Consider the following 21689-nt stretch of genomic DNA (forward strand, 5'->3'; position numbering starts at 1 on the left):
CGCAAGAATAACTTTAGCCAGGATTTCAGGCCATAGCCCAGATTAAAAAACGCCTTTTATCAATTTTTTATGCAATTTATGTCTATGTGATAAAGCGAATTGGCGGGAAAGGAGGTGAATAGCTCTTTAATGAAAGGTTAAAACCAGCAGGAATGTCTGAAATAAGCAGCCGCGCTGGCAGCGACTGCGCTTTACGCAGCATTCCGTGAAGGGAAATTAATGCAGAAAGTGGATTTCACCGTTGTTTTTTTGCGCATCCTCTTCGGCGGTAAACAGCATCTGGTGCGCGCCCGCTTCAAGAATGACCATCGAAATTTGCTCTTCGCTCTGGCGCACGAACCATTCAAACTGTTCATAACTCACGCCGCGCATTACGGATAAAGACTGGCAAACCACCAGCTTTGGCAGATTGTCGTCCTGCATATCGAGAAAGGCTTTGACGGTAAGAGAGCTGGCGTTAATGGCCGACAGATCCGCAGCCAGCGGCAGCAGCGCTGAAGGCCGGACTTCCGCCATCGCGGAGAACAGCAGCGTATTATCCACCAGATCTAATTTTGCATCGTAGATGCCGTCAAAATTTTGCATGTGGGGTAAATGCAGCGCCTGACAGGTATCACATTCAAAAAAACTCATGCCCAGGTCGTCAAGCCATTGACGCAACGTATCCAGAGTGGGAACGACCAGTGATGTCATAATAATGTGCTACCTCTTACGATAAAAATTACCGGCACAGCTTACGCAAAAAGTGCACGGCATGCCACGATCATCGGCGATAATAAGATTAGCCGCCGGATTTCAGGCTAAATTCTGGTGTGGCGTGACGCTCGATCCACTGGATCATTCGCCCGGCGATATCCACGCCGGTGGTCTTCTCTATCCCCTCCAGCCCCGGCGAGGCGTTCACTTCCATCACCAGCGGGCCGCGATCGGCACGTAAGATATCCACCCCCGCCACGTCAAGGCCCAGCGTCTGCGCCGCCTTCACCGCAATCTCCCGTTCCCGCGCCGTAATGCTGGCAATGCAGGCCACCCCGCCGCGATGCAGGTTAGAGCGAAAATCGCCCTCCTTCGCCCGCCGTTCGATGGCGGCAACCACCTCATTACCCACCACCAGACAGCGAATATCGCGGCCTTTGGCCTCTTTGATGTACTCCTGCACCAGAATATGGGCGTTCAGTCCGCGAAAGGCGTCCACCACGCTTTCCGCCGCCTGACGGGTTTCCGCCAGCACCACGCCTATCCCCTGGGTCCCTTCCACCAGCTTCACCACCAGCGGCGCGCCGCCGACCATGTCGATCAGATCGCTGGTATCGTCCGGCGAGTGGGCAATGCCGGTCACCGGCAGATCGATGCCCTGACGCGCCAGCAGCTGTAGCGAACGCAGTTTGTCGCGCGCGCGGGTGATCGCCACCGATTCGTTCAGCGGATAGCTGCCCAGCAGTTCAAACTGGCGCAGCGCCGCGGTGCCATAAAAGGTGATAGCAGAACCAATACGCGGAATGACCGCATCAAAATGCGGCAGCCGACGGCCTTTATAGTGGATTGAGGAGGCCGCCGGATTGATATTCATATAACAGGAGAGCGGATCGAGAATTTCAACCAGATGACCGCGCTTCATTGCCGCTTCACGCAGGCGTTTGCACGAATAGAGCGTTCCATCGCGGGACAATATGGCAATCTTCACCCTGTACCTCTTTGCAAAACCCGATCAAAACCCCGTGTATCATACACAGCGGCGAGCGGTTTAGCGCGTGGCCCACCCCTGTTTGTGCAAATATTGCAGAATGAACGGACGATTTTCTTTGATCAGGGTGCGGCGAATGTGATCGCTCCAGGTATCGCGGCGGTTGTTGCTGCCGCGGGTGAGGTAATAGTGCGCGAGCTGTTCGTCATAGTCGGCCAGCGCCTGCTGGTCGAGCGGCTGATAAGCGTTTTCGTGCATGATAATTGCCGTCGGCAGGCGCGGCTTCAGATCCGGGTTATCCGCAGGCCAGCCCAGGCACAGGCCAAACAGCGGCAGAACGTGTCTGGGCAGCTTCAGCAGATCGGTCACCGCCTCAATATTGTTACGCAGTCCGCCGATATAGACGCCGCCCAGCCCCAGCGATTCCGCCGCCGTCAGCGCGTTCTGCGCCATCATCGCCGTATCGACAACGCCCAGCAGCAGCTGTTCCGCGAGGCCAAGCTGGGCATCCGGGCAGATTTGCAGGTGACGGTTGAAATCGGCGCAGAAAACCCAAAACTCAGCGGCGTCGGCAACGTGCTGTTGCCCACCGGTTAACGGCACCAGCGCTTCGCGCAGCGACGTATCGGTGATGCGGATAATAGAGGTGCACTGCAAAAAGCTGGAGCTGGAGGTCGCCCGGGCGCTGGCGAGGATCGCCTCCCGCTGCTCGCGGGTAATCGGCTGGTCGGTATAATGGCGAATGGAACGGTGAGCGCGTAGCAGGTCAATAGTTGGAGTCATTACGTTTTTCTCTGTCTGAACGGAAATAAGCGTGATAAAGCCTAGTGTAACGCGTTGTGATTCGGTGCGCTTAACAGATATAGCTTAGAGATATTAAAGCAAAAGGCGCTGACTACTGTTCAGAAAGAAGAATAAACGGCATCATAGCGACTATTCGCCGTCAGGCTCAAAGTTGAAGGAGAAACAGATGTTCACCGTTATTTTTGGTCGCCCGGGTTGCCCTTACTGCGTACGCGCGAAAGAGCTGGCAGAGAAGCTCAGCAACGAGCGCGATGATTTCAATTACCGTTATATCGATATCCACGCCGAAGGCATCACCAAAGCGGATCTGGAAAAGACCGTGGGTAAGCCGGTGGAAACCGTCCCGCAGATCTTCGTCGATCAGCAGCATATCGGCGGCTACACCGATTTCGAAGCCTGGGCGAAAGAGAACCTGAATCTGTTCGCCTGACGGCGGCATAAAGGCTGATTGATGTGAAACGCCCTCTTCGCGAGGGCGTTACTGTTTTTTGCGCTGCCGCGGACGAAACAGGCTGCTGATAAACAAAAAGCACAAGGCCCCCAGCGCGCACCAGAATACGGCGCTGAACAGCCAAGCCAGCTCCTGCCACAGCGAACGGGTGGGGGTAAAGAAAAGGCGCATCAGCACCAGACAACAGGGTGCGGCAAGCATTGCGCCGAGGAGCGGCCTGATGACCTCCCGACGGTGAGAACAAAAGCTGGCGACAGCACCTGGCAGCGTAAAAAACAGTAGCCCAACTTCAGGATAACCGGCAGCCCGAAATGCTCCTTTCATATCCATCGTCAAAAAAAGACAGACCACCACAAAGAGCACAAAGCAGCAGACCACGCCTGCCCAACCTCGTTTATGTTTCAATCGTTTCTCCTGACACTGTCTCTATCGAACACACTTTTCGCCGTTGGCGTCCAGTCAGATAAAGCCGATCAGCATTCCATGCAAAATTACGCCCACACGATTCTTATAGCCGTTAGTACGTAATGAGATTAAACTAGCCAAATATATTGTTGCGCTGTTTATATATAGGTGATGAATATGACGCGTTCACCCTTATTTAATAGCAAAAACAGTAGCGTAAATTATCATTTCTTTCAACAGCTTACTCGTAAACAAGAAGTTAGTCTCCGTGAATATAAACGTCGCTGATTTGTTAAATGGGAATTACATCCTGTTATTATTTGTGGTACTGGCTCTCGGCCTGTGCCTCGGTAAATTGCGCCTGGGTCCCATCCAACTGGGTAATTCCATTGGTGTTTTAGTGGTATCTCTGTTATTAGGGCAGCAGCATTTCAGTATTAACACCGACGCCCTCAATCTGGGCTTCATGCTGTTTATTTTTTGTGTCGGCGTCGAAGCAGGGCCAAACTTTTTTTCCATTTTTTTTCGCGACGGGAAAAATTACCTGATGCTGGCTCTGGTGATGGTCGGCAGCGCGCTGCTGATAGCGCTGGGACTGGGTAAGCTGTTCGGCTGGGACATTGGCCTGACGGCCGGTATGCTGGCCGGCTCGATGACCTCGACGCCGGTGCTGGTCGGCGCTGGCGATACGCTGCGCCATTTCGGCATGGCGAGCGCAGATCTTTCCCGCGCGCTGGATAACCTCAGTCTGGGCTATGCCCTGACCTATCTTATCGGCCTGGTCAGCCTGATCGTCGGCGCGCGCTATTTGCCGAAGCTACAGCATCAGGATCTGCAGACCTGTGCCCAGCAGATTGCCCGCGAGCGCGGCCTTGACGCCGACAGCAACCGTAAGGTTTACCTGCCGGTGATTCGCGCTTACCGGGTTGGCCCGGAACTGGTGGCGTGGACTGACGGGAAGAACCTGCGCGAGCTGGGCATCTACCGCCAGACGGGGTGCTATATCGAGCGGATCCGTCGTAACGGCATCCTTGCGAATCCGGACGGCGACGCGGTTTTGCAAATGGGCGATGAGATCGCGCTGGTAGGCTATCCGGATGCGCACGCCCGCCTCGACCCAAGTTTTCGTAACGGAAAAGAGGTGTTCGATCGCGATCTGCTCGACATGCGCATCGTCACCGAAGAAATTGTGGTGAAAAACCACAACGCGGTCGGACGCCGTCTCGCCCAGCTGAAGCTCACCGACCACGGCTGCTTCCTGAACCGCGTTATCCGCTCGCAGATTGAGATGCCTATCGACGACAACGTGGTGCTCAATAAAGGCGATGTGCTGCAGGTCAGCGGCGACGCGCGGCGGGTAAAAACCATCGCCGACCGCATTGGCTTTATCTCGATTCACAGCCAGGTGACCGATCTGTTAGCGTTCTGCGCGTTCTTTATTATCGGCCTGATGATCGGCATGATCACCTTCCAGTTCAGCAACTTCAGCTTTGGCATCGGTAACGCCGCCGGGCTGCTGTTCGCCGGCATTATGCTCGGCTTTCTGCGCGCCAACCATCCCACGTTTGGCTATATTCCGCAGGGCGCGCTGAATATGGTGAAAGAGTTCGGCCTGATGGTCTTTATGGCGGGCGTCGGCTTAAGCGCGGGCAGCGGCATCGGCAACGGTCTGGGCGCCATTGGCGGACAGATGCTGCTCGCCGGGCTGATCGTTAGCCTGGTGCCGGTCATCATCTGCTTCCTGTTCGGCGCGTATGTTCTGCGCATGAACCGTGCGCTGCTGTTTGGCGCGATGATGGGCGCGCGCACCTGCGCCCCGGCGATGGAGATCATCAGCGATACCGCGCGCAGCAACATTCCGGCGCTTGGCTATGCCGGCACCTACGCCATCGCAAACGTACTGCTGACGCTGGCGGGGACGCTGATCGTTATTGTCTGGCCGGGACTCGGATAAAACTGAAGTTGCGCCCTAAATGAAAATTTTTTGCACTGCGACAGAACTTTTCTGCCGGACGTCAGTCATAACTAGTGCCACTGCTTTTCTTTGATGTCCCCATTTTGTGGAGCCCATCAACCCCGCCGTTTCGGTTCAAGGTTGATGGGTTTTTTGTTGTCTTTTATTTTATACTTAACAAATAATGACTTATATCAGGAACCCTCGTTCGATGGCGACAAATTGGCGATTGCGTTGTACAGATGCTGTTTTGCCTACGTTCTTACACGATAAAATCGGACAACTGGCTTTTTACGGAAAGCCAACATTGGATTAATATTTATGAAAAAAACAGTCGAGATACTACAATACACATTGCGCAAAGGCACCGGTGCTGATTTCCACGCCATCATGCAGGAAATCAGCGTTCCCCTTCATCAACGCCACGGAATCGATGTTGTGTCGTTTGGTAATTCTCTGCACGATCTCGACTGCTACTATCTCATTCGAGCTTTTGAAAGTGCTGAAAATATGAATGCTGTTCTTGATGCCTTCTACGCGAGCACTGACTGGCGCTACGGGCCACGCGAATCCATCATTAACTGCATCGAGACATGCATTAAAACAGTGATAAGTCTGCCGCAATTAAGTGTGGATGGGCTACGAGTGTAATCCAAAGTATATCCCGTAACGATTGACAACCTACTGACATGCTAAGCCCAGGTTCAGAATATTAAAAATACCAGATTAAGTCTGAGCTAATACATTTTAGCTGAGTTATTGCTGAAAGCTTGACGTTAAACAGTCAGATTCTCTTACTTCTTCCCCCGCCACCCGCCGCACCATCAGCAGTATCTCTTCTCGCGAAAGCGGCGCGCGGTCGGTGACGAAGTGCAGGGTCATCCCTTCGATAAACGCATCCAGCGCGCGGGCGGTGCCGGGGTCGAACCACTGCTCCAGCGTTTGCTGGCTGCGCTGCATCCAGTTTTGCATAACGGTTTTTAACGCCGGTTTGCGGCTGGCGAAGGCGTAAAGCTGATACATCAACGCCATGTTTTCCGGCGTGGTCACCTGTGAGCTGTCGATCATCTCAGCGATCGCCTGGCACGCGCCCTGCGCGTCCGTCACGCCGCTAAAAAAAGCCTGATACTGCGCGGACATAACGTCGGTAAAGCAGTTGAACGCTTCGCTGAGCAGCTCGTCGATGCCGGAAAAATAGTAGGTCAGCGAACCGAGCGGCACATCGGCAATCGCCGCAATTTTGCGATGAGTGACCGCGTGGATGCCGTGCTCTTTTACCGCTTCAAGCGTGGCGGTGATGATCTTCTCTCGCCGCTGCGGGTCGTTGGCGCGTCGCACATTAATTCCTCTGAACGGGTTTATGTACAAATGTACACAAACTTGCTACTGTTGTCTTCTTCTCCTTTACGCAGACCTGGATTTATGACTGCCAACTCTTCACGTAAAGCTCTGCAGCGACGTATCGGGGCGCTGTTTATGTTCTTCTTCATCCCCGGACTGCTGATGGCCTCCTGGGCCACGCGTACGCCTGCGATTCGCGACACGCTCTCCGTCTCGACGGCGGAAATGGGGGCGGTGCTGTTCGGCCTGTCCATCGGTTCGATGAGCGGTATCCTTTGCTCGGCCTGGCTGGTGAAACGATTTGGCACCCGAAAGGTGATCCGCACTACCATGTCTTTCGCGGTCCTCGGAATGCTGGTGCTCTGCCTTGCGCTGTGGCTCGCCTCGCCCTGGCTGTTCGCCCTGGGATTAGGCGTATTCGGCGCCAGCTTTGGCTCTGCGGAAGTCGCCATTAACGTTGAAGGCGCCGCGGTGGAACGTGAAATGAACAAAACCGTACTGCCGATGATGCATGGATTTTACAGCCTCGGCACGCTGGCAGGCGCTGGGGTGGGAATGGCGTTAACCGCCTTCGGAGTGGCGGCGACCAGCCATATTTTGCTGGCCGCGCTGGTGGTCATTGCGCCGATTTTTATCGCCATCCGGGCCATTCCCGAGGGCACCGGTAAAAACGTCAACGACGGTTCGCAAAAGCATGAAAAAGGTCTGCCCTTCTGGCGCGATCTGCAGCTTATGCTGATAGGCGTGGTGGTGCTGGCGATGGCTTTTGCCGAAGGCTCCGCGAACGACTGGCTGCCACTGCTGATGGTCGACGGTCACGGCTTCAGCCCGACTTCCGGTTCGCTGATCTACGCCGGTTTCACCCTCGGCATGACCGTCGGACGCTTCGCCGGCGGTTGGTTCATCGATCGCTACAGCCGTGTGGCGGTGGTGCGCGCCAGCGCGCTGATGGGCGCGCTCGGCATCGGGCTAATCATTTTTGTCGACAGCGCCTGGGTGGCGGGCGTGTCGGTTATCCTCTGGGGCCTCGGCGCGTCGCTCGGCTTCCCGTTAACCATCTCCGCCGCCAGCGATACCGGTCCCGACGCGCCAACGCGGGTCAGCGTGGTGGCGACCACCGGCTACCTGGCGTTCCTCGTCGGACCGCCGCTGTTAGGCTACCTCGGCGAGCATTACGGACTGCGCAGCGCCATGCTGGTAGTGCTGGCGCTGGTGCTGCTGGCGGCCGTTGTCGCCCGGGCCGTTGCCAGACCGGAATCAACAACGCAAACTGCAATGGAGAAGGGATAAATGGCTATTAAATTAATTGCTGTGGATATGGACGGCACCTTTCTGAGCGATCGGAAAAGCTATAATCGCGAACGTTTTCTGGCGCAGTACGCACAGATGAAGGCGCGGGGAATACGTTTTGCCGTCGCCAGCGGCAACCAGTATTACCAGCTTATCTCCTTCTTTCCTGAAATTGCCCATGAGATTGCTTTCGTCGCCGAGAACGGCGGTTGGGTGGTCAGCGAAGGTGAAGATATTTTTAACGGCGAACTGACGAAAAGCGATTTTGCCGCCATCGTCGATCATCTGCTGACCCGCCCGGAGGTAGAGATTATCGCCTGCGGTAAAAACAGCGCCTACACCCTGAAAACCTACAGCGACGAAATGAAGGCGGTTGCGGGTATGTATTACCATCGCCTCGAATTTGTCGACAACTTCGACAATATCAACGATATCTTCTTTAAGTTCGGGCTGAATATTTCGGACGATCGGATTCCGGAAGTCCAGCGCGCGCTGCATGCGGCTATCGGCGATATTATGGTGCCTGTTCATACCGGCTACGGCAGCATCGATTTAATTATTCCTGGCGTGCATAAAGCCAACGGCCTGCGGCTGCTTCAGGCGCGCTGGGGCATTAGCGATGACGAAGTAGTGGCCTTCGGCGACGGCGGCAACGATATCGAAATGCTGCGTCAGGCGGGCTATAGCTTTGCGATGGATCATGCGGCTGACGTGGTGGTTGCCACCGCCAAATATCGCGCGGGTTCGAATAATGAAGAAGGCGTACTGGATGTTATCGATAAGGTCTTAAACAACGAGGCGCCGTTCCATTAATGCCTGATGACAGGCCGCCATCAGGCGCCATAGCGCCGGATGGCGGCAATATAGTTTACCCTTCCCGCGTATTCCCGACCCGCTTATCCTTCAGGAAGATAAACATCAGCAGCAGCCACAGAACGCCGTTGGCGAGGTTAAACAGGCTGAACAGCCCGTTGCCGCCGCTCAGGTAAGCATGTTTGCTCAGCTCAATGCCAACGGTAAAAATCAGCATCTGAAGCATCCCCATCGCGGCGGAAACCGTGCCTTTGCTCATGTCGCTGGCAAACAGCGTCAGACGCACCAGTCCGGCGTTCGCAAGGCCAATACCAAACGCATACACGCTCAGCCCGGCGGTCATCCACAGATAAGCATGAGAAGAAACCACCGTCGCCGCGGCGGCGAGAATCAGCCCCAGCACAATCGGCCAGCCGCCCATAATAATCAATGAACGCACCGTACGGCGGGAGGTCAGCCGCGCCAGCACCAGGTTACCGGCAATCAGCGCGCGGAAAATCGGCACCTGAAGCAGACCATACTCATAGCTACTGAGCTGTTCGCCGCTGATGATGATAATCGGCGACTGGGCGATCCAGGCCAGCAGCGGCAGGCTGATAAAACCGAGCGCCAGCGCGCCGGCGACAAAACGACCATTTTTCATCACCGCCCGGTAGTCGACTGCGAGCGTTTTCAGCGACAGCGTTTCGCCAATGCGCGTCGCCGTTTCAGGCATCGCGCGCAGCAGGCCGAAGAAAGCAATCGCCGCCAGCGCCGCAAACAGCACGAACATCCCTTCCCACGGCAGCACATGTACCCAGGCCGCGCCGACCAGCGGACCCAGCAGCGGCGCAATCAGCGCGACGTTTGCCATTAAGGCGGTGATCTTGATGCATACCGCCTCTTCAAATGACTCCTGTATCGCCGCGTAGCCAACGGCGCCAATAAAGCAGAGGCTGATCCCCTGCAAAAAGCGCAACAGGGTAAACTGTTCAATGGTTTGCGCCAGCAGCGTGGCGAGACAGGTGACGATAAACCACGCCACGCCCGCCAGCATGACCGGGCGGCGTCGATGCGGTCCGACAGCGGGCCTAACAGCCACTGTAAAAACATACCGCCCGCCAGATAAGCGGTCATGGAGGTCGGCACCCAGTCGATGCCCGCCTGATACTGCTCCACCACCGCCAGCATACCGGGCTGGATCATATCGTTGCCGATATAGGTTGAGAATTCGTAAAGCACCAGACAGAGAGGGAATAGCAACGCCTGACGTCCAAGCCGGGCGCCCTGTTGTAATCGGTTTTGCATGCAATTTCATCGCCAGTAAAAAAACGCGCAAAGTGTAATGAAACTGCGTCGTCTGAGATAGCGAATTATGTGTTGTGAAAGGAAAATGCGCACATTTTTACATTCTTACGATAACGGCCGCATCTGGTTTAAGGTTAGTCTACATTGCCGACAGTAGGATTAGCGGAATAAGGTTTTTTGTCTTAAAACGTCTCATTTAACAGGTGAATAAGACAATGCCGCTTTACCCGCAGGCGCGGCGATTTTACTCTCGCCTCTGCACGGGGCATTAAATCTCGCACTGAGTCTGGATGTTATGCTGGAAAATATTAACTTTTCGCTATTCGCTTTACTTAACGCTACGCCGGACTCGGCGTCATGGATGATTTCCCTCGCGATTTTTATCGCCAGGGACATGATCTTTATCGTACCGACGCTGGCGGTTGCGCTCTGGCTGTGGGGGCCACGCGATCGCCTCTGCGCCCAACGCCAGCTGATTGTCAAAATGGCGATCGCGCTGGTGGTCAGCCTACTGGTTTCCTGGCTGATGGGGCACCTGTTCCCCCATCAGCGACCGTTTGCCGCAGGCGTGGGCTATAACTATCTTCCCCATGCGGCGGATGATTCCTATCCGAGCGATCACGGCACGGTTATCTTCACCTTCGCGCTGGCATTTTTATGCTGGTATCGCTTGTGGTCCGGCCTCATTCTGCTGGCGCTGGCGCTGATTATCGCCTGGTCGCGGGTCTATCTCGGCGTTCACTGGCCGCTTGATATGCTTGGCGGCCTGCTGGCGGCGATGATCGGCTGTCTGAGCGCGCAGATGTTCTGGCAAAAACTGGGAGCCCCGCTCTATCGCGGCCTGCAAAGCGCCTATCGCATCTGCTTCGCCCTGCCGATTCGTAAAGGCTGGGTGCGTGACTAACCCGAGGAAAAAAGAGTAATATTAAGCGCTCTGCGGTGTGCAGAAGGCTTATTTATTCGTCCAGGGGAACTATGGAAACTCGTCGCGATGAGCGTATTGGTCAACTGCTGCAGGCGCTGAAGCGCAGCGATAAACTCCATCTGAAAGAGGCAGCGGCCCTGCTCGGCGTCTCTGAAATGACCATTCGTCGCGACCTGAATAGCCACAGCGCGCCGGTGGTACTGTTGGGGGGCTACATCGTACTGGAGCCGCGCGGCGCCAGCCACTATCTGTTAAGCGACCAGAAGTCCCGCCTGGTCGAAGAGAAACGTCGCGCCGCGCAGCTGGCGGCCACGCTGGTGCAGCCGCATCAGACGCTGTTTTTTGACTGCGGCACCACCACGCCGTGGATCATCGAAGCGATCGATAATGATATGCCCTTCACCGCGGTGTGTTACTCCCTGAATACATTTCTGGCCTTGCAGGAAAAACCGCTGTGCCGGGCCATTCTCTCCGGCGGCGAATTTCACGCCAGCAACGCGATTTTCAAACCGCTCGATACCCAAGAAACGCTCAGCCATATCTGCCCGGATATCGCCTTTTATTCCGCCGCGGGCATTCACCTCAGCAAAGGCGCGACCTGCTTTAATCTCGAAGAGTTACCGGTGAAGCACTGGGCGATGGCGCGGGCGCAGTATCATGCGCTGGTGGCGGATCACAGCAAATTCGGCAAAGTGCGCCCGGCGCGGATGGGCGACTTAACGCGCTTTGACGCGGTGATCAGCGACCGTTGCCCGGACGATGAGTTTGTCGACTTCGCCAAAGCGCAGGACATCAAATTGATGTATTGAAGCTGGCCGGAGACGGTATTTCCGCCCTCCGGCGCCCTGACAGCTTAAGAGAACCAGCCGCCGAACCACTGATGGAATTTCAACATCACGAAATCCCACATCCGGCTGAAAAAGCCGCCCTCTTCGACGTTTTCCATTACCATCAGCGGACGTTGCTCAATCGATTTGCCGTTAAGCTGGAAGTCAATGGTGCCGACGACCTGGCCTTTTTTCAGCGGCGCGGTCAGCTGCGGTTCGCTCAGCGTGAAGCTGGCCTTCAGGTTTTTCAACTGGCCGCGAGGAATGGTCACTGAACCGGCTTCGCCCGCGCCCAGATTCACTTCGCTCTTGTCGCCGAACCAGACGCGCTGGGTGACAAAGGTGGCGTCCGGTTTGATCGGCGTAACGGTTTCATAGAAGCGGAAGCCCCAGGTGAGCAGTTTTTCCGATTCGTTAAAGCGAATGCGATCGGTTTTAGCCCCCAGCACCACGGATATCAGACGCATATCGCCCTGCGTGGCCGAGGCGACCAGGTTATAGCCCGCCCCCGCCGTGGTGCCGGTTTTCATGCCGTCGACGTTGATATTCGAACTCCACAGCAGTCGGTTACGGTTAGGCTGACGGATCTTGTTGAAGGTAAACTCTTTTTCTTTATGGATGGCATACTCTTCCGGCACGTCATGAATCAGCGCCTTGCCGAGCAGCGCCATATCGCGCGCGGTGCTGTACTGACCGGGGGCATCAAGGCCGTGAACCGTACGGAAGGTGGTGTTGGTCAGCCCCAGCTTTTTCGCGTAGCCGTTCATCAGGCCAATAAAGGACTCCTGGCTTCCGGCAACGTAGTCGGCCAGCGCGATACAGGCATCGTTACCGGACTGAATGATTACCCCTTTGTTCAGATCGGCAACCGCCACCCGATCGCCGGGCTTAAGGAACATGACCGACGAACCGCGCAGCGCCGGATTGCCGGTCGCCCAGGCATCTTTACCGATGGTTACCATGTCGGTCAGCTTAATCTTATCCGCTTTCAGCGCCTGCCCCACAACGTAGCTGGTCATGATTTTCGTCAGACTGGCCGGGTCCAGCTTCTCATCAGCGTTACCTTCCGCCAGCACTTTACCGCTGGCGTAATCCATTAAAATCCATGCGCGCGCCTCCACCGCCGGCGCGGCGATGGTTTGCTCCGCCGCCATGACCGCCGGCGCGAAAAGAAATAACAGTGCTGAACCCGCTGCGATATTACGAAGGGAAGTAGAGAAATGCGTCATAAATGCCACCCGAGTATCCATTCAAAAAATATACGTTTTACCACCGTATAATAAGTGCGGTGAGTAATAACGCACTAAGATGCGTATGGGAACCGTATGTTGGTAAAGTTTTTAAAGTTTATGCAATAACGCCCCGCTACGCTGCAGGCAGCCGCTTTTTTTTGTTCCCTGTTGCGTAAAAGTCAGCTTTATCTCACCATGTCAGGTGAACGCAGCCTGAGGCTGTCCATTTTTTTGGGAGGAACGATGATTACGCTATGGGGCCGGAATAACTCAACCAACGTGAAGAAAGTGCTGTGGACGCTCGAAGAACTGGAACTGCCGTTTAAACATATCCTGGCGGGCGGTCAGTACGGAGGCAATCAGGACGCCGATTACCTGGCGATGAATCCAAACGGGCTGGTGCCGCTACTGCGTGATGATGAGAACAACCTTGTACTATGGGAGTCGAACGCTATCGTGCGTTTTCTGGCGGCGCAGTATGGTCAGAAGCGCCTGTGGATCGAGTCACCGGCGCGCCGCGCTGAAGGCGAAAAATGGATGGACTGGGCCAACCAGACCTTAAGCCCGGCGCATCGCGTCATCCTGCTGGGACTGGTGCGCACCCCGCCGGAACAGCGCGACCAGGCCGCTATCGACGCCGGAGCCAGACGCTGCGATGAGCTGTTTGCCATTCTCGACGCTGAACTGGCAAATCAGCCCTGGTTTTCCGGGAAAGAGTTCGGCACGGCGGATATCGCTATCGCGCCGTTCATCTATAACCTGTTTAACGTTGGCCTGAGCTGGACCCCGCGTCCGCATCTGACACGCTGGTATCAGCAGCTTACCGAACGCCCGGCGTTTCGCAAAATAGTGATGATCCCGGTCAGCTAATCGCCCTCGGGCCGGAACCGGCGTTGCTGCGCCGTCCGGCCATCCATCAGGCGCGCTGGCTACTGCCGCGCGCCTGCAGCTTGCCCACCAGCTTACAGTGCGTCGCGTTATCATCGCCCTGGCACAGATACTCAACCGCCATTTTGCCCAGTTCGTTATAGGCCAGCTGGATGCTGGTAAGCTGCGGCGTCAGCTGATGCGAAATGCGCTGATCGTCATAACCGCACACCAGCACATCCTGCGGAATACGCACCCCGGCGGCGGCCAGCGCCTGATAGCAGCCCAGCGTCATCCAGTCGCTGGCGCAAAAAATCGCCTCCGGCGGCTCGGACAACTGCATCAGTTCCTGTGTCGCGCGGTAGGTCGCGTTCAGCGACCAGTCGGTCTGACGAATCAGCCGTTCATCCGGCGCGATCCCCGCCGCAAGGAGCGTTTCCTGATAGCCTTCCAGACGCATACGGCTGGCGTCCATCCACTCATCGCCCATAATATGCGCAATGCGCGTCACGCCCTGATCGAGCAGATGGCGGGTGACCTGGCTGGCGTTGGCTTTATCGTCGGGCAAAAAGGTCGGCAATAGCGGACGCGTCGGATCGTACTGGTTGAGCAGCACCACCGGCATCCGGACTGCGTTTTCCAGCGCTGAAAAGTCAAAGATCCGCGTCACCGGGCTGGCAAAGATAACCCCGGCGCAGTGACGCTGGGCAAGCTGTTGCAGAATAAGCCGCGCCAGTTCGATATCATCGCTATAGTCATAAACCGACAGCAGCATGTCGTGATGCCAGGCGGTACTGCTGGCCTCGCTCAGCGCATCGACAAAAGGATCGTAGCCCGGCATCCCGCTGACCAGTAGCGCAATTTCTTCCTGTCCTTCCAGACGGTGCGCGACGATCATTTTCTGATACCCCAGCTGTTGCGCGGCCTGGAAGACCCGCTCCCGCGTGGCGTCGCTTAAGCGAATCGTGCGGCTGTTATTCAGCACCAGCGAAACCGTCGCCTGCGACACCCCGGCTTCGCGGGCAATATCACTCATGGTTATCTTATTCTTCTTTTGCATATCAACTCCTTCTGCCTCGCCAGACTATACCACACTCCCCGCACCGTTAATTTGTGAACGCCTTTACAGTTTCCTCGTTTTTCCATTGCATCAATTCTGAAGCTAATGAAAATTAGCTAATATTATTAGCAAGGAGAAAAATCATGCAACAACAATGGACTATCCCGCAGGCGCAGGCATGGTACGAACATCATGGCTGGGCCTGCGGATTCAACTATCTGCCGCGAACGGCGGTCAACTGGACCGAAATGTGGCAGGCCGACACCTTTGATTTAGCGGTGATTGAAGAGGAACTTGGCTGGGCGGAAAGTTATGGTTATAACGCGCTGCGCACCAATCTGCCCTTCGTCGTCTGGCTACATGACCGGGACGGGTTACTGCAACGTATCGACGCCTTTCTTGACGTCGCCGCGCGTCACCGGATTCAGGTCATGCTGACCCTGCTGGACGATTGCGGATTTTCCGGCGACGAGCCGTGGTATGGCCCGCAAAAGGCGCCCCGGCCCGGCGTGCATAACAGCCAGGCCGCTGCCAGCCCGGGGAGAAAGATTGTGCTGGACCCCGCCCGCTGGCCGCAGGTGGAAGAGTATGTGCGCGATATTATCACTTGTTTTGCCGATGACCGCCGCATCGCCATCTGGGATCTGTACAACGAGCCTGGCAACCGGGGGGTATTCGTTTCTCCCACCGAATACGCCGAAGTGGACGGGGAGCTGGAAGAGTATGCCTTACGCCTGTTGCGCTGCGTCTTTAGCTGGGCGCGTAGCGTCTTCCCTTCCCAGCCGCTGACCGTCGCCGCGTGGCATGTGGATCATGAGGTCTGGGGCACGCTTGAACATCCCATCGACGTCGCCGCCATTGAGCTTTCAGATATTGTCAGCTACCACGCCTACGTGCCGGCGGCGAAGCAGGCCCGGCTTCTGCATGACCTTTCCCGCTTTGCGCGTCCGGTGCTGTGCACCGAATGGCTGTCCCGCCATACCCACTCTATTTTCAGCGAGCAGCTTCCGCTGTTTTGCGCCTTCGATAGCGGCTGCTACCACTGGGGCCTGGTGCAGGGCAAAACGCAAACCTGGCTTCCGTGGCCGGGGGTCAATAAAACCCATCCCGAGCCGCAGTCTCTGTGGTTTCACGATGTCCTGAAAGCGGACGGCACCCCCTGGTGCGACGATGAAATGCGGCTGGTGAAACACCTGACTGACTATCGCCTTCTGCGGGGTCATAAGCGGACGTAAATCATAAGGGAGGATTTCCGCGATGAAAAAATCACTGTTATTTCTGCTTCTCTGCTGCGGCCTGAGCGCCACAACCAGCGCCTGGTCCGCCGATCCGGTGGAGATTCGTTTTTCCTGGTGGGGCGGAAAAGTGCGCAACCAGGCAACCCTGAAGGCGCTGGAAGCCTTTGAGGCCAAATACCCGAATATCAAAGTGAAAGCGGAGTATACCGGCTGGGATGGCTACTACTCGCGTTTCACCACCCAGATGAACAGCGGGACGGAAGCCGACGTACTGCAAACCAACTGGAACTGGCTGACGCTGCTGTCGAAAAACGGCGATGGCTTTTACGATCTCAAAAAGGTCAGCGGCCCGATCGGCCTGAACCAGTTTTCTCCGGCGGCGCTGGCTACCACCACCGTCAATGGCAAAATCAACGCGATTCCCGTCTCATCGAACGTCATGCTGTTTTACTACAATGCGGCGACCTGGAAAAAAGCGGGCGTTGCGTTTCCCAACACCTGGGAAGAATTGTTAAAGTCCGGGCCGATATTTAAAGAGAAGCTCGGCGAAAACTACTATCCGCTGATCCTCTCTGAGCAGGACGCCCTGCTGCTGGTGCGCTCCTATATGTACCAGAAATATCAAAAGCCGATGGTTGACGAGAAGCAGCGCAAAATCGCCTGGAGCCACGCGGAATGGGTGGAGGCGTTAACGTTCTATAAGCAGCTGACCACACAGCACGTGATCCCCGACGCCAAAAAGCTCGCCGCCTATGGCAAAGGGGTCCTTTACGAGATGAAACCGTGGATCAACGGCGAATGGGGCGGCATCTACAACTGGAACGTGCTGTACCCGGCGGAATCGCAAAACCTGGCCAGGCCGTCCGATCTGGTGATGGGCCCCTACCCGATGCACGCCGGCGCGAAAGATGCCGGGCAATTTAATAAAACCGCGCTGATGTTCTCCATCAGCAAGCACAGCAAGCACCCGCAGGAATCGGCAATGCTGATTGATTTCCTGATGAGTCAGCCGGAAGGCGTGCTGGCGACAGGGCTGGAACGCGGCGTTCCGCTCAGCGCCGCGGGTGAGAAAATACTGCGAGAAGCCGGGATACTGAAAGACGACGATCCGGTGGTGACAGGCTTACAGCAATCGGCATCATTGCCGAACCATTCGGTCATTATGCCGTGGCTGGAAGATCCGCAAATTATCGCCCTGTTTACCGCCGCCAGAGAGAAAATCGATCACGGCAAAGCGACAATCGATGAAGCGGCCAGCGAGTTTGAGCAACAGGCTAACCGCGTGCTGCGGCGCATTATGCGCTAACGGCGCGGGCTGACTTTCAGCAGTTCGCCGTCGGACTCGTCGGTTAAGACATACAGATAACCGTCGGGTCCGACGCGTACGTCGCGGATCCGCTGCCCGCGCTCGCCCAGAATACGCCCCTCTTCGCTGACCGTGTCGCCATTGACGTTCATTACGATCACGTCCTTATCTTTCAGCGCGCCGATAAACAGTTTTTGCTGCCACTGTGGGAAGGTGCTGGCGTGATAAAAAGCCATTCCGCTGACGGCAGGCGACTTCTGCCAGTAGAAGATCGGCTGCTCGGTGCCCTCCACCTCGCCGCCCTTCGCTTCCGGGATCTTAAGCCCGCTGTAGTTAATTCCCCATGTCGCCAGCGGCCAGCCGTAGTTTTTACCTTTTGCGGGAATATTGATTTCATCGCCGCCGCGCGGGCCGTGCTCGTTCAGCCACAGCACGTCGCTCCACGGATTCATCGCCATCCCCTGCGGGTTGCGGATGCCGTATGACCAGATTTCCGGTCGCGCCCCGTCCCGGTTCACAAAAGGGTTATCCGGCGGAATTTTCCCTTCGTCGGTCAGACGCACCACTTTGCCCTGCAGCTTATCAAGCGCCTGCGCCGTCGGTCGCTGGTTGTTCTCGCCGAGGCCAATAAACAGATACCCCTTGCCGTCAAAAACCAGCCGTCCGCCGAAGTGGTTGCCGGTGGAGAGTTTCGGCGTCTGGCGAAAGACGGTGCGGAAGTTTTCCAGCCGCGACAGGTCATCGCTAAGTCGGCCATAGCCAACCGCCGTGCCCGCTTTCCCCTCGGCATCGGCTTCGGCAAAGCTCAGCCAGACCCGCCGCGACTGCGCAAAGTCCGGCGCAAGCGCAACGTCCAGCAGGCCGCCCTGACCATTCGCCCAGACCTTCGGCACGCCGCTAAGCGGATCGGAAAGCCCTCTCCCCACCTGCCAGTGGCGCAGTTGCCCGCCTTTCAGGGTGATCAGCATCCCGTTGTCGTCCGGCAGAAACGCCAGCGCCCACGGATGATCCAGTTTGGTTTGCAGCACTTCGACATTCACCGCCGCCGTTTCAGCCTGAACAAGCGGTGACGCCAACAGCAGCGGGACGAGCGGAATAAGCACACGACGCATAACGCCTCCTTGTTGACTCTGGCTTAAAGCGTAGACAGCGAGGGGCGCAACGCCGGAATTTTTACACAAACTTAATCAGATGAAGGGGGAGCGCTCTCCCCCTTGTGTCAGGCGTGTTCAAGCGACGAATGCGCTTGCAGACTCTGGATGCTCAGCGTTAAGGTTGTCAGGCAGGCGTCAAGCTTATCTGCGTTGACGGCAATGAATGTCGGGCAGTCGTGATGTCCGCTCATCAGGCATACGGCCGCAGCGGCTAATGCCCCTTCAGCGCGGTGCAGCGCCTCCCACTCTTCCTGATCGAGATGCAGATTCAGGCGCAGCGAATCATCGTGCAGCTCGCGGTTCAGTTCAAAAAAGTTTTCACGCAGATGATCATTCTCGCTGACTGACATGTATCCTTTCGCCTTCCGTAGCTGCAGATACGCAGCGAGGTCAATCCTGGCGTCGATCAGCCTGTTCAGCAGGTCGGTTCTCAGTCTGTCAACGAACATACTTCGTTCCTCCTTTTTTTACAGCCATAGTGCAATTTAATAGTATGGTCGTTTTTTGTACAAAAAGCTGCCAAAGATCAATAATTCACCGGGAATTAACATTATTTACAATGTTAATAATTCATTTGTACTCCATCAGCAACGCTGAGCTATGGCCTTTTCGCCGCCGCTGGCAACTAATCTGTCGGGACGCACACATTCCTGTATAATTTCCGCCGCTATGCCGTTAAAATCCCGCGCCATTGATGCAATGTGAGTAAATCAGCATGTCACAAACCAGAACACTAACCCATCAGCCGAAAATCGGCTTCGTTTCCCTTGGCTGTCCGAAAAACCTTGTCGATTCTGAACGCATCCTGACCGAGCTGCGTACTGAAGGTTACAACGTCGTCCCGAGCTATGACGATGCAGACATGGTGATCGTTAACACCTGTGGATTTATCGACAGCGCGGTGCAGGAATCGCTGGAAGCCATTGGCGAAGCGCTGAGCGAAAACGGCAAGGTGATTGTGACAGGCTGTCTGGGCGCGAAAGAGGATCAGATCCGCGAAGTCCATCCGAAGGTGCTGGAGATCACCGGCCCGCACAGCTATGAGCAGGTGCTTGAACACGTTCACCATTACGTTCCCAAGCCACAGCACAATCCGTTCCTGAGCCTGGTGCCGGAACAGGGCGTTAAGCTGACGCCGCGCCACTACGCCTACCTGAAAATCTCCGAAGGCTGCAACCATCGCTGCACCTTCTGCATCATTCCGTCGATGCGCGGCGACCTGGTCAGCCGTCCGATCGGCGATGTGCTGAGCGAGGCGAAACGCCTGGTGGATGCGGGCGTAAAAGAGATCCTCGTGATCTCGCAGGACACCTCCGCCTACGGCGTGGACGTGAAGCACCGTACCGGCTTTTACAACGGCGAACCGGTGAAAACCAGCATGGTCAGCCTGTGCGAACAGCTGTCTAAGCTCGGCATCTGGACGCGTCTGCACTACGTCTATCCGTATCCGCACGTCGACGACGTTATCCCGCTGATGGCGGAAGGCAAAATCCTGCCGTACCTGGATATTCCGCTGCAGCACGCCAGCCCGCGCATTCTCAAGCTGATGAAGCGTCCGGGCTCTGTGGATCGCCAGCTGGCGCGTATCAAACAGTGGCGCGAGATCTGTCCGGAACTGACCCTGCGCTCGACCTTTATCGTCGGCTTCCCGGGTGAAACCGAAGAAGATTTCCAGATGCTGCTCGACTTCCTGAAAGAAGCGCGTCTTGACCGCGTCGGCTGTTTTAAGTACAGCCCGGTGGAAGGCGCTGGCGCAAACGAATTGCCGGATCAGGTGCCGGAAGAGGTGAAAGAAGAGCGCTGGAACCGCTTTATGCAGTTGCAGCAGCAGATCTCCGCCGAACGGCTGCAGGAGAAAGTGGGCCGCGAGATTCTGGTCATCGTCGATGAGGTGGATGAAGAAGGAGCAATTGGCCGCAGTATGGCGGACGCGCCGGAAATTGACGGCGCGGTCTATCTGAACGGTGAGACCAGGGTCAAACCCGGCGACGTGATCCGCGTGAAGGTGGAAAACGCCGACGAGTACGATCTGTGGGGTTCGCGCGTTTAACTCCCAGCCACGCAGCCGGACAGGGCATTTATGCCCCATCCGGCAATGCCTGATGACGACGCTGACGCGTCTTATCAGGCCTGCGGCTCACCCTTTGATTTTCGGATCCAGCGCGTCGCGCAATCCATCGCCCAGCAGATTAAACGCCAGCACCGTCAGAAATATCGCCACCGCCGGGAACAGCGCCACGTGCGGCGCCATCACCATATCCGCCCGCGCTTCATTGAGCATCGCCCCCCACTCAGGGGTCGGCGGCTGCGCGCCTAAGCCGAGAAACGACAGGCTTGCCGCGGAAATGATCGAAGTGCCTATGCGCATGGTGAAAAACACCACGATCGACGAAACGGTGCCCGGCAAAATATGGTTAAAGATAATGGCGGCGTCGCTGGCGCCGATGCTGCGCGCCGACTCAATAAAGGTCTGCTGCTTCAGCACTAGCGTATTGCCGCGCACCAGGCGGGCGAACGCCGGAATCGAAAAGATCGCCACGGCGATAATCACGTTGGCGATACCGCTGCCGAGCACCGCCACCACCGCAATCGCCAGCAGAATGCCGGGAAAGGCAAACAGCACGTCGCAGACGCGCATAATCAGCCGGTCCCACCAGCCTTCATAGTAGCCCGCCAGCAGCCCCAGCAGCGTACCGATAGCCGCGCCAATCAGTACCGCAAAAACCCCCGCCGCCAGCGAAATCTGCGCGCCAACCAGCACCCGACTGAAGATATCTCTGCCCAGCGAATCCACGCCGAACCAGTGCTGCGCCGACGGGCCTTCATTCAGCCTGTCGTAATCGAAATAGTTTTCCGCATCGAAGGGGGCCAGCCAGCGGGCGAAGATCGCCACTATAATCAGCGCCAGCACGAAGATACCGGCAATCAGCGCCGCATGCTGGCGACGAAAGCGCCGCCAGAACTCATACCACGGAGTCCGCACCCGCCCGGGTTTAACCAGGGGCATGGCATTTAATATCGCCTGGCGACGCCAGTTAAGTAATCGCATCC

At 56.4% G+C, this 21689-nt stretch carries 21 protein-coding genes and 1 pseudogene; 11 read left to right on the forward strand and 11 right to left on the reverse strand.

The genetic code is table 11. The features are described 5' to 3' along the window. Positions 1–216: 216 nt before the first annotated feature. The 3 genes from K7R23_RS22175 to nfsA form a co-directional block, all read right to left on the reverse strand. Positions 217–693, reverse strand: a complete 477-nt coding sequence (locus K7R23_RS22175; RefSeq protein ID WP_024132561.1) for a YbjN domain-containing protein — start codon at positions 691–693, stop codon at positions 217–219. 88 nt (positions 694–781) lie between these two features. Then, a complete protein-coding gene (rimK, locus tag K7R23_RS22180) occupies positions 782–1684 on the reverse strand; it encodes a 30S ribosomal protein S6--L-glutamate ligase (protein WP_012905185.1) in 903 nt (300 codons plus the stop codon). Positions 1685–1744: 60 nt separating this feature from the next. Further along, complete coding sequence (gene nfsA / locus K7R23_RS22185) at positions 1745–2467, reverse strand: nitroreductase NfsA (RefSeq protein ID WP_012905184.1); 723 nt, start codon at positions 2465–2467, stop codon at positions 1745–1747. A 187-nt stretch (positions 2468–2654) separates the two neighbouring features. Here nfsA and K7R23_RS22190 point away from each other — a divergent pair, with 187 nt between their 5' ends. Then, the gene (locus K7R23_RS22190; protein ID WP_024132560.1) at positions 2655–2918 is read left to right on the forward strand and encodes a GrxA family glutaredoxin; all 264 of its coding nucleotides are present in this window, start codon (positions 2655–2657) and stop codon (positions 2916–2918) included. Between the two features lie 48 nt (positions 2919–2966). On the opposite strand, the gene K7R23_RS22195 is transcribed toward K7R23_RS22190, so the two are convergent. Next, positions 2967–3344: an inner membrane protein YbjM gene (locus K7R23_RS22195; RefSeq protein ID WP_012905182.1), complete on the reverse strand. Its 378-nt coding sequence runs from the start codon at positions 3342–3344 to the stop codon at positions 2967–2969. A 268-nt stretch (positions 3345–3612) separates the two neighbouring features. Here K7R23_RS22195 and K7R23_RS22200 point away from each other — a divergent pair, with 268 nt between their 5' ends. Both K7R23_RS22200 and K7R23_RS22205 read left to right on the forward strand, forming a co-directional pair. Continuing rightward, the gene (locus K7R23_RS22200) at positions 3613–5298 is read left to right on the forward strand and encodes an aspartate:alanine antiporter (protein ID WP_012905181.1); all 1686 of its coding nucleotides are present in this window, start codon (positions 3613–3615) and stop codon (positions 5296–5298) included. Positions 5299–5619: 321 nt separating this feature from the next. Beyond that, positions 5620–5949 (forward strand): NIPSNAP family protein, encoded by a 330-nt coding sequence (locus K7R23_RS22205; RefSeq protein WP_024132559.1) that lies wholly within the window; start codon positions 5620–5622, stop codon positions 5947–5949. A 105-nt stretch (positions 5950–6054) separates the two neighbouring features. Here K7R23_RS22205 and K7R23_RS22210 read toward each other — a convergent pair whose 3' ends face one another. Then, positions 6055–6636 (reverse strand): TetR/AcrR family transcriptional regulator, encoded by a 582-nt coding sequence (locus K7R23_RS22210; RefSeq protein WP_012905179.1) that lies wholly within the window; start codon positions 6634–6636, stop codon positions 6055–6057. An 84-nt stretch (positions 6637–6720) separates the two neighbouring features. On the opposite strand from K7R23_RS22210, the gene K7R23_RS22215 reads away from it, so the two are divergent. Both K7R23_RS22215 and K7R23_RS22220 read left to right on the forward strand, forming a co-directional pair. Beyond that, the gene (locus K7R23_RS22215; RefSeq protein WP_012905178.1) at positions 6721–7929 is read left to right on the forward strand and encodes an MFS transporter; all 1209 of its coding nucleotides are present in this window, start codon (positions 6721–6723) and stop codon (positions 7927–7929) included. Beyond that, the gene (locus K7R23_RS22220; RefSeq protein ID WP_012905177.1) at positions 7930–8742 is read left to right on the forward strand and encodes a Cof-type HAD-IIB family hydrolase; all 813 of its coding nucleotides are present in this window, start codon (positions 7930–7932) and stop codon (positions 8740–8742) included. 55 nt (positions 8743–8797) lie between these two features. Here the strand turns inward: K7R23_RS22220 and K7R23_RS22225 are convergent. Beyond that, positions 8798–10029 (reverse strand): annotated as a pseudogene (locus tag K7R23_RS22225) (MdfA family multidrug efflux MFS transporter). Positions 10030–10324: 295 nt separating this feature from the next. Between K7R23_RS22225 and ybjG the strand changes: the two are divergent. Both ybjG and deoR read left to right on the forward strand, forming a co-directional pair. Continuing rightward, positions 10325–10933 (forward strand): undecaprenyl-diphosphate phosphatase, encoded by a 609-nt coding sequence (gene ybjG / locus K7R23_RS22230; RefSeq protein WP_012905176.1) that lies wholly within the window; start codon positions 10325–10327, stop codon positions 10931–10933. Positions 10934–11004: 71 nt separating this feature from the next. Further along, positions 11005–11763, forward strand: coding sequence for a DNA-binding transcriptional repressor DeoR (deoR, locus tag K7R23_RS22235; protein WP_012905175.1), 759 nt, complete (start codon positions 11005–11007; stop codon positions 11761–11763). A gap of 44 nt (positions 11764–11807) precedes the next feature. Here the strand turns inward: deoR and dacC are convergent, their stop codons facing one another. Next, a complete protein-coding gene (gene dacC, locus K7R23_RS22240) occupies positions 11808–13010 on the reverse strand; it encodes a serine-type D-Ala-D-Ala carboxypeptidase (protein WP_012905174.1) in 1203 nt (400 codons plus the stop codon). A gap of 246 nt (positions 13011–13256) precedes the next feature. Between dacC and K7R23_RS22245 the strand changes: the two genes are divergently transcribed. Beyond that, a complete protein-coding gene (locus tag K7R23_RS22245) occupies positions 13257–13883 on the forward strand; it encodes a glutathione S-transferase family protein (RefSeq protein WP_012905173.1) in 627 nt (208 codons plus the stop codon). Between the two features lie 46 nt (positions 13884–13929). On the opposite strand, the gene K7R23_RS22250 is transcribed toward K7R23_RS22245, so the two are convergent. Next, positions 13930–14940, reverse strand: coding sequence for a LacI family DNA-binding transcriptional regulator (locus tag K7R23_RS22250; RefSeq protein ID WP_012905172.1), 1011 nt, complete (start codon positions 14938–14940; stop codon positions 13930–13932). 143 nt (positions 14941–15083) lie between these two features. Between K7R23_RS22250 and K7R23_RS22255 the strand changes: the two genes are divergently transcribed. Next, positions 15084–16175: a glycoside hydrolase 5 family protein gene (locus K7R23_RS22255; protein ID WP_012905171.1), complete on the forward strand. Its 1092-nt coding sequence runs from the start codon at positions 15084–15086 to the stop codon at positions 16173–16175. 22 nt (positions 16176–16197) lie between these two features. Then, positions 16198–17484, forward strand: a complete 1287-nt coding sequence (locus tag K7R23_RS22260) for an ABC transporter substrate-binding protein (protein WP_012905170.1) — start codon at positions 16198–16200, stop codon at positions 17482–17484. On the opposite strand, the gene K7R23_RS22265 is transcribed toward K7R23_RS22260, so the two are convergent. Both K7R23_RS22265 and bssR read right to left on the reverse strand, forming a co-directional pair. After that, on the reverse strand, positions 17481–18596 hold the full coding sequence (locus tag K7R23_RS22265) for a PQQ-dependent sugar dehydrogenase (RefSeq protein WP_012905169.1): 1116 nt from the start codon (positions 18594–18596) through the stop codon (positions 17481–17483). The genes K7R23_RS22260 and K7R23_RS22265 overlap by 4 nt on opposite strands. Positions 18597–18703: 107 nt before the next feature. After that, entirely contained in the window at positions 18704–19087 is a 384-nt protein-coding gene (gene bssR / locus K7R23_RS22270; RefSeq protein ID WP_012905168.1) for a biofilm formation regulator BssR, read from the reverse strand. Positions 19088–19353: 266 nt separating this feature from the next. On the opposite strand from bssR, the gene rimO reads away from it, so the two are divergent. Next, on the forward strand, positions 19354–20688 hold the full coding sequence (gene rimO, locus K7R23_RS22275; protein WP_012905167.1) for a 30S ribosomal protein S12 methylthiotransferase RimO: 1335 nt from the start codon (positions 19354–19356) through the stop codon (positions 20686–20688). 87 nt (positions 20689–20775) lie between these two features. On the opposite strand, the gene gsiD is transcribed toward rimO, so the two are convergent. Next, the gene (gsiD, locus tag K7R23_RS22280; protein ID WP_012905166.1) at positions 20776–21687 is read right to left on the reverse strand and encodes a glutathione ABC transporter permease GsiD; all 912 of its coding nucleotides are present in this window, start codon (positions 21685–21687) and stop codon (positions 20776–20778) included. Positions 21688–21689 lie beyond the last annotated feature (2 nt).

This window comes from Citrobacter rodentium NBRC 105723 = DSM 16636 (assembly GCF_021278985.1).
Classification (GTDB): Bacteria; Pseudomonadota; Gammaproteobacteria; order Enterobacterales; family Enterobacteriaceae; genus Citrobacter_A; species Citrobacter_A rodentium.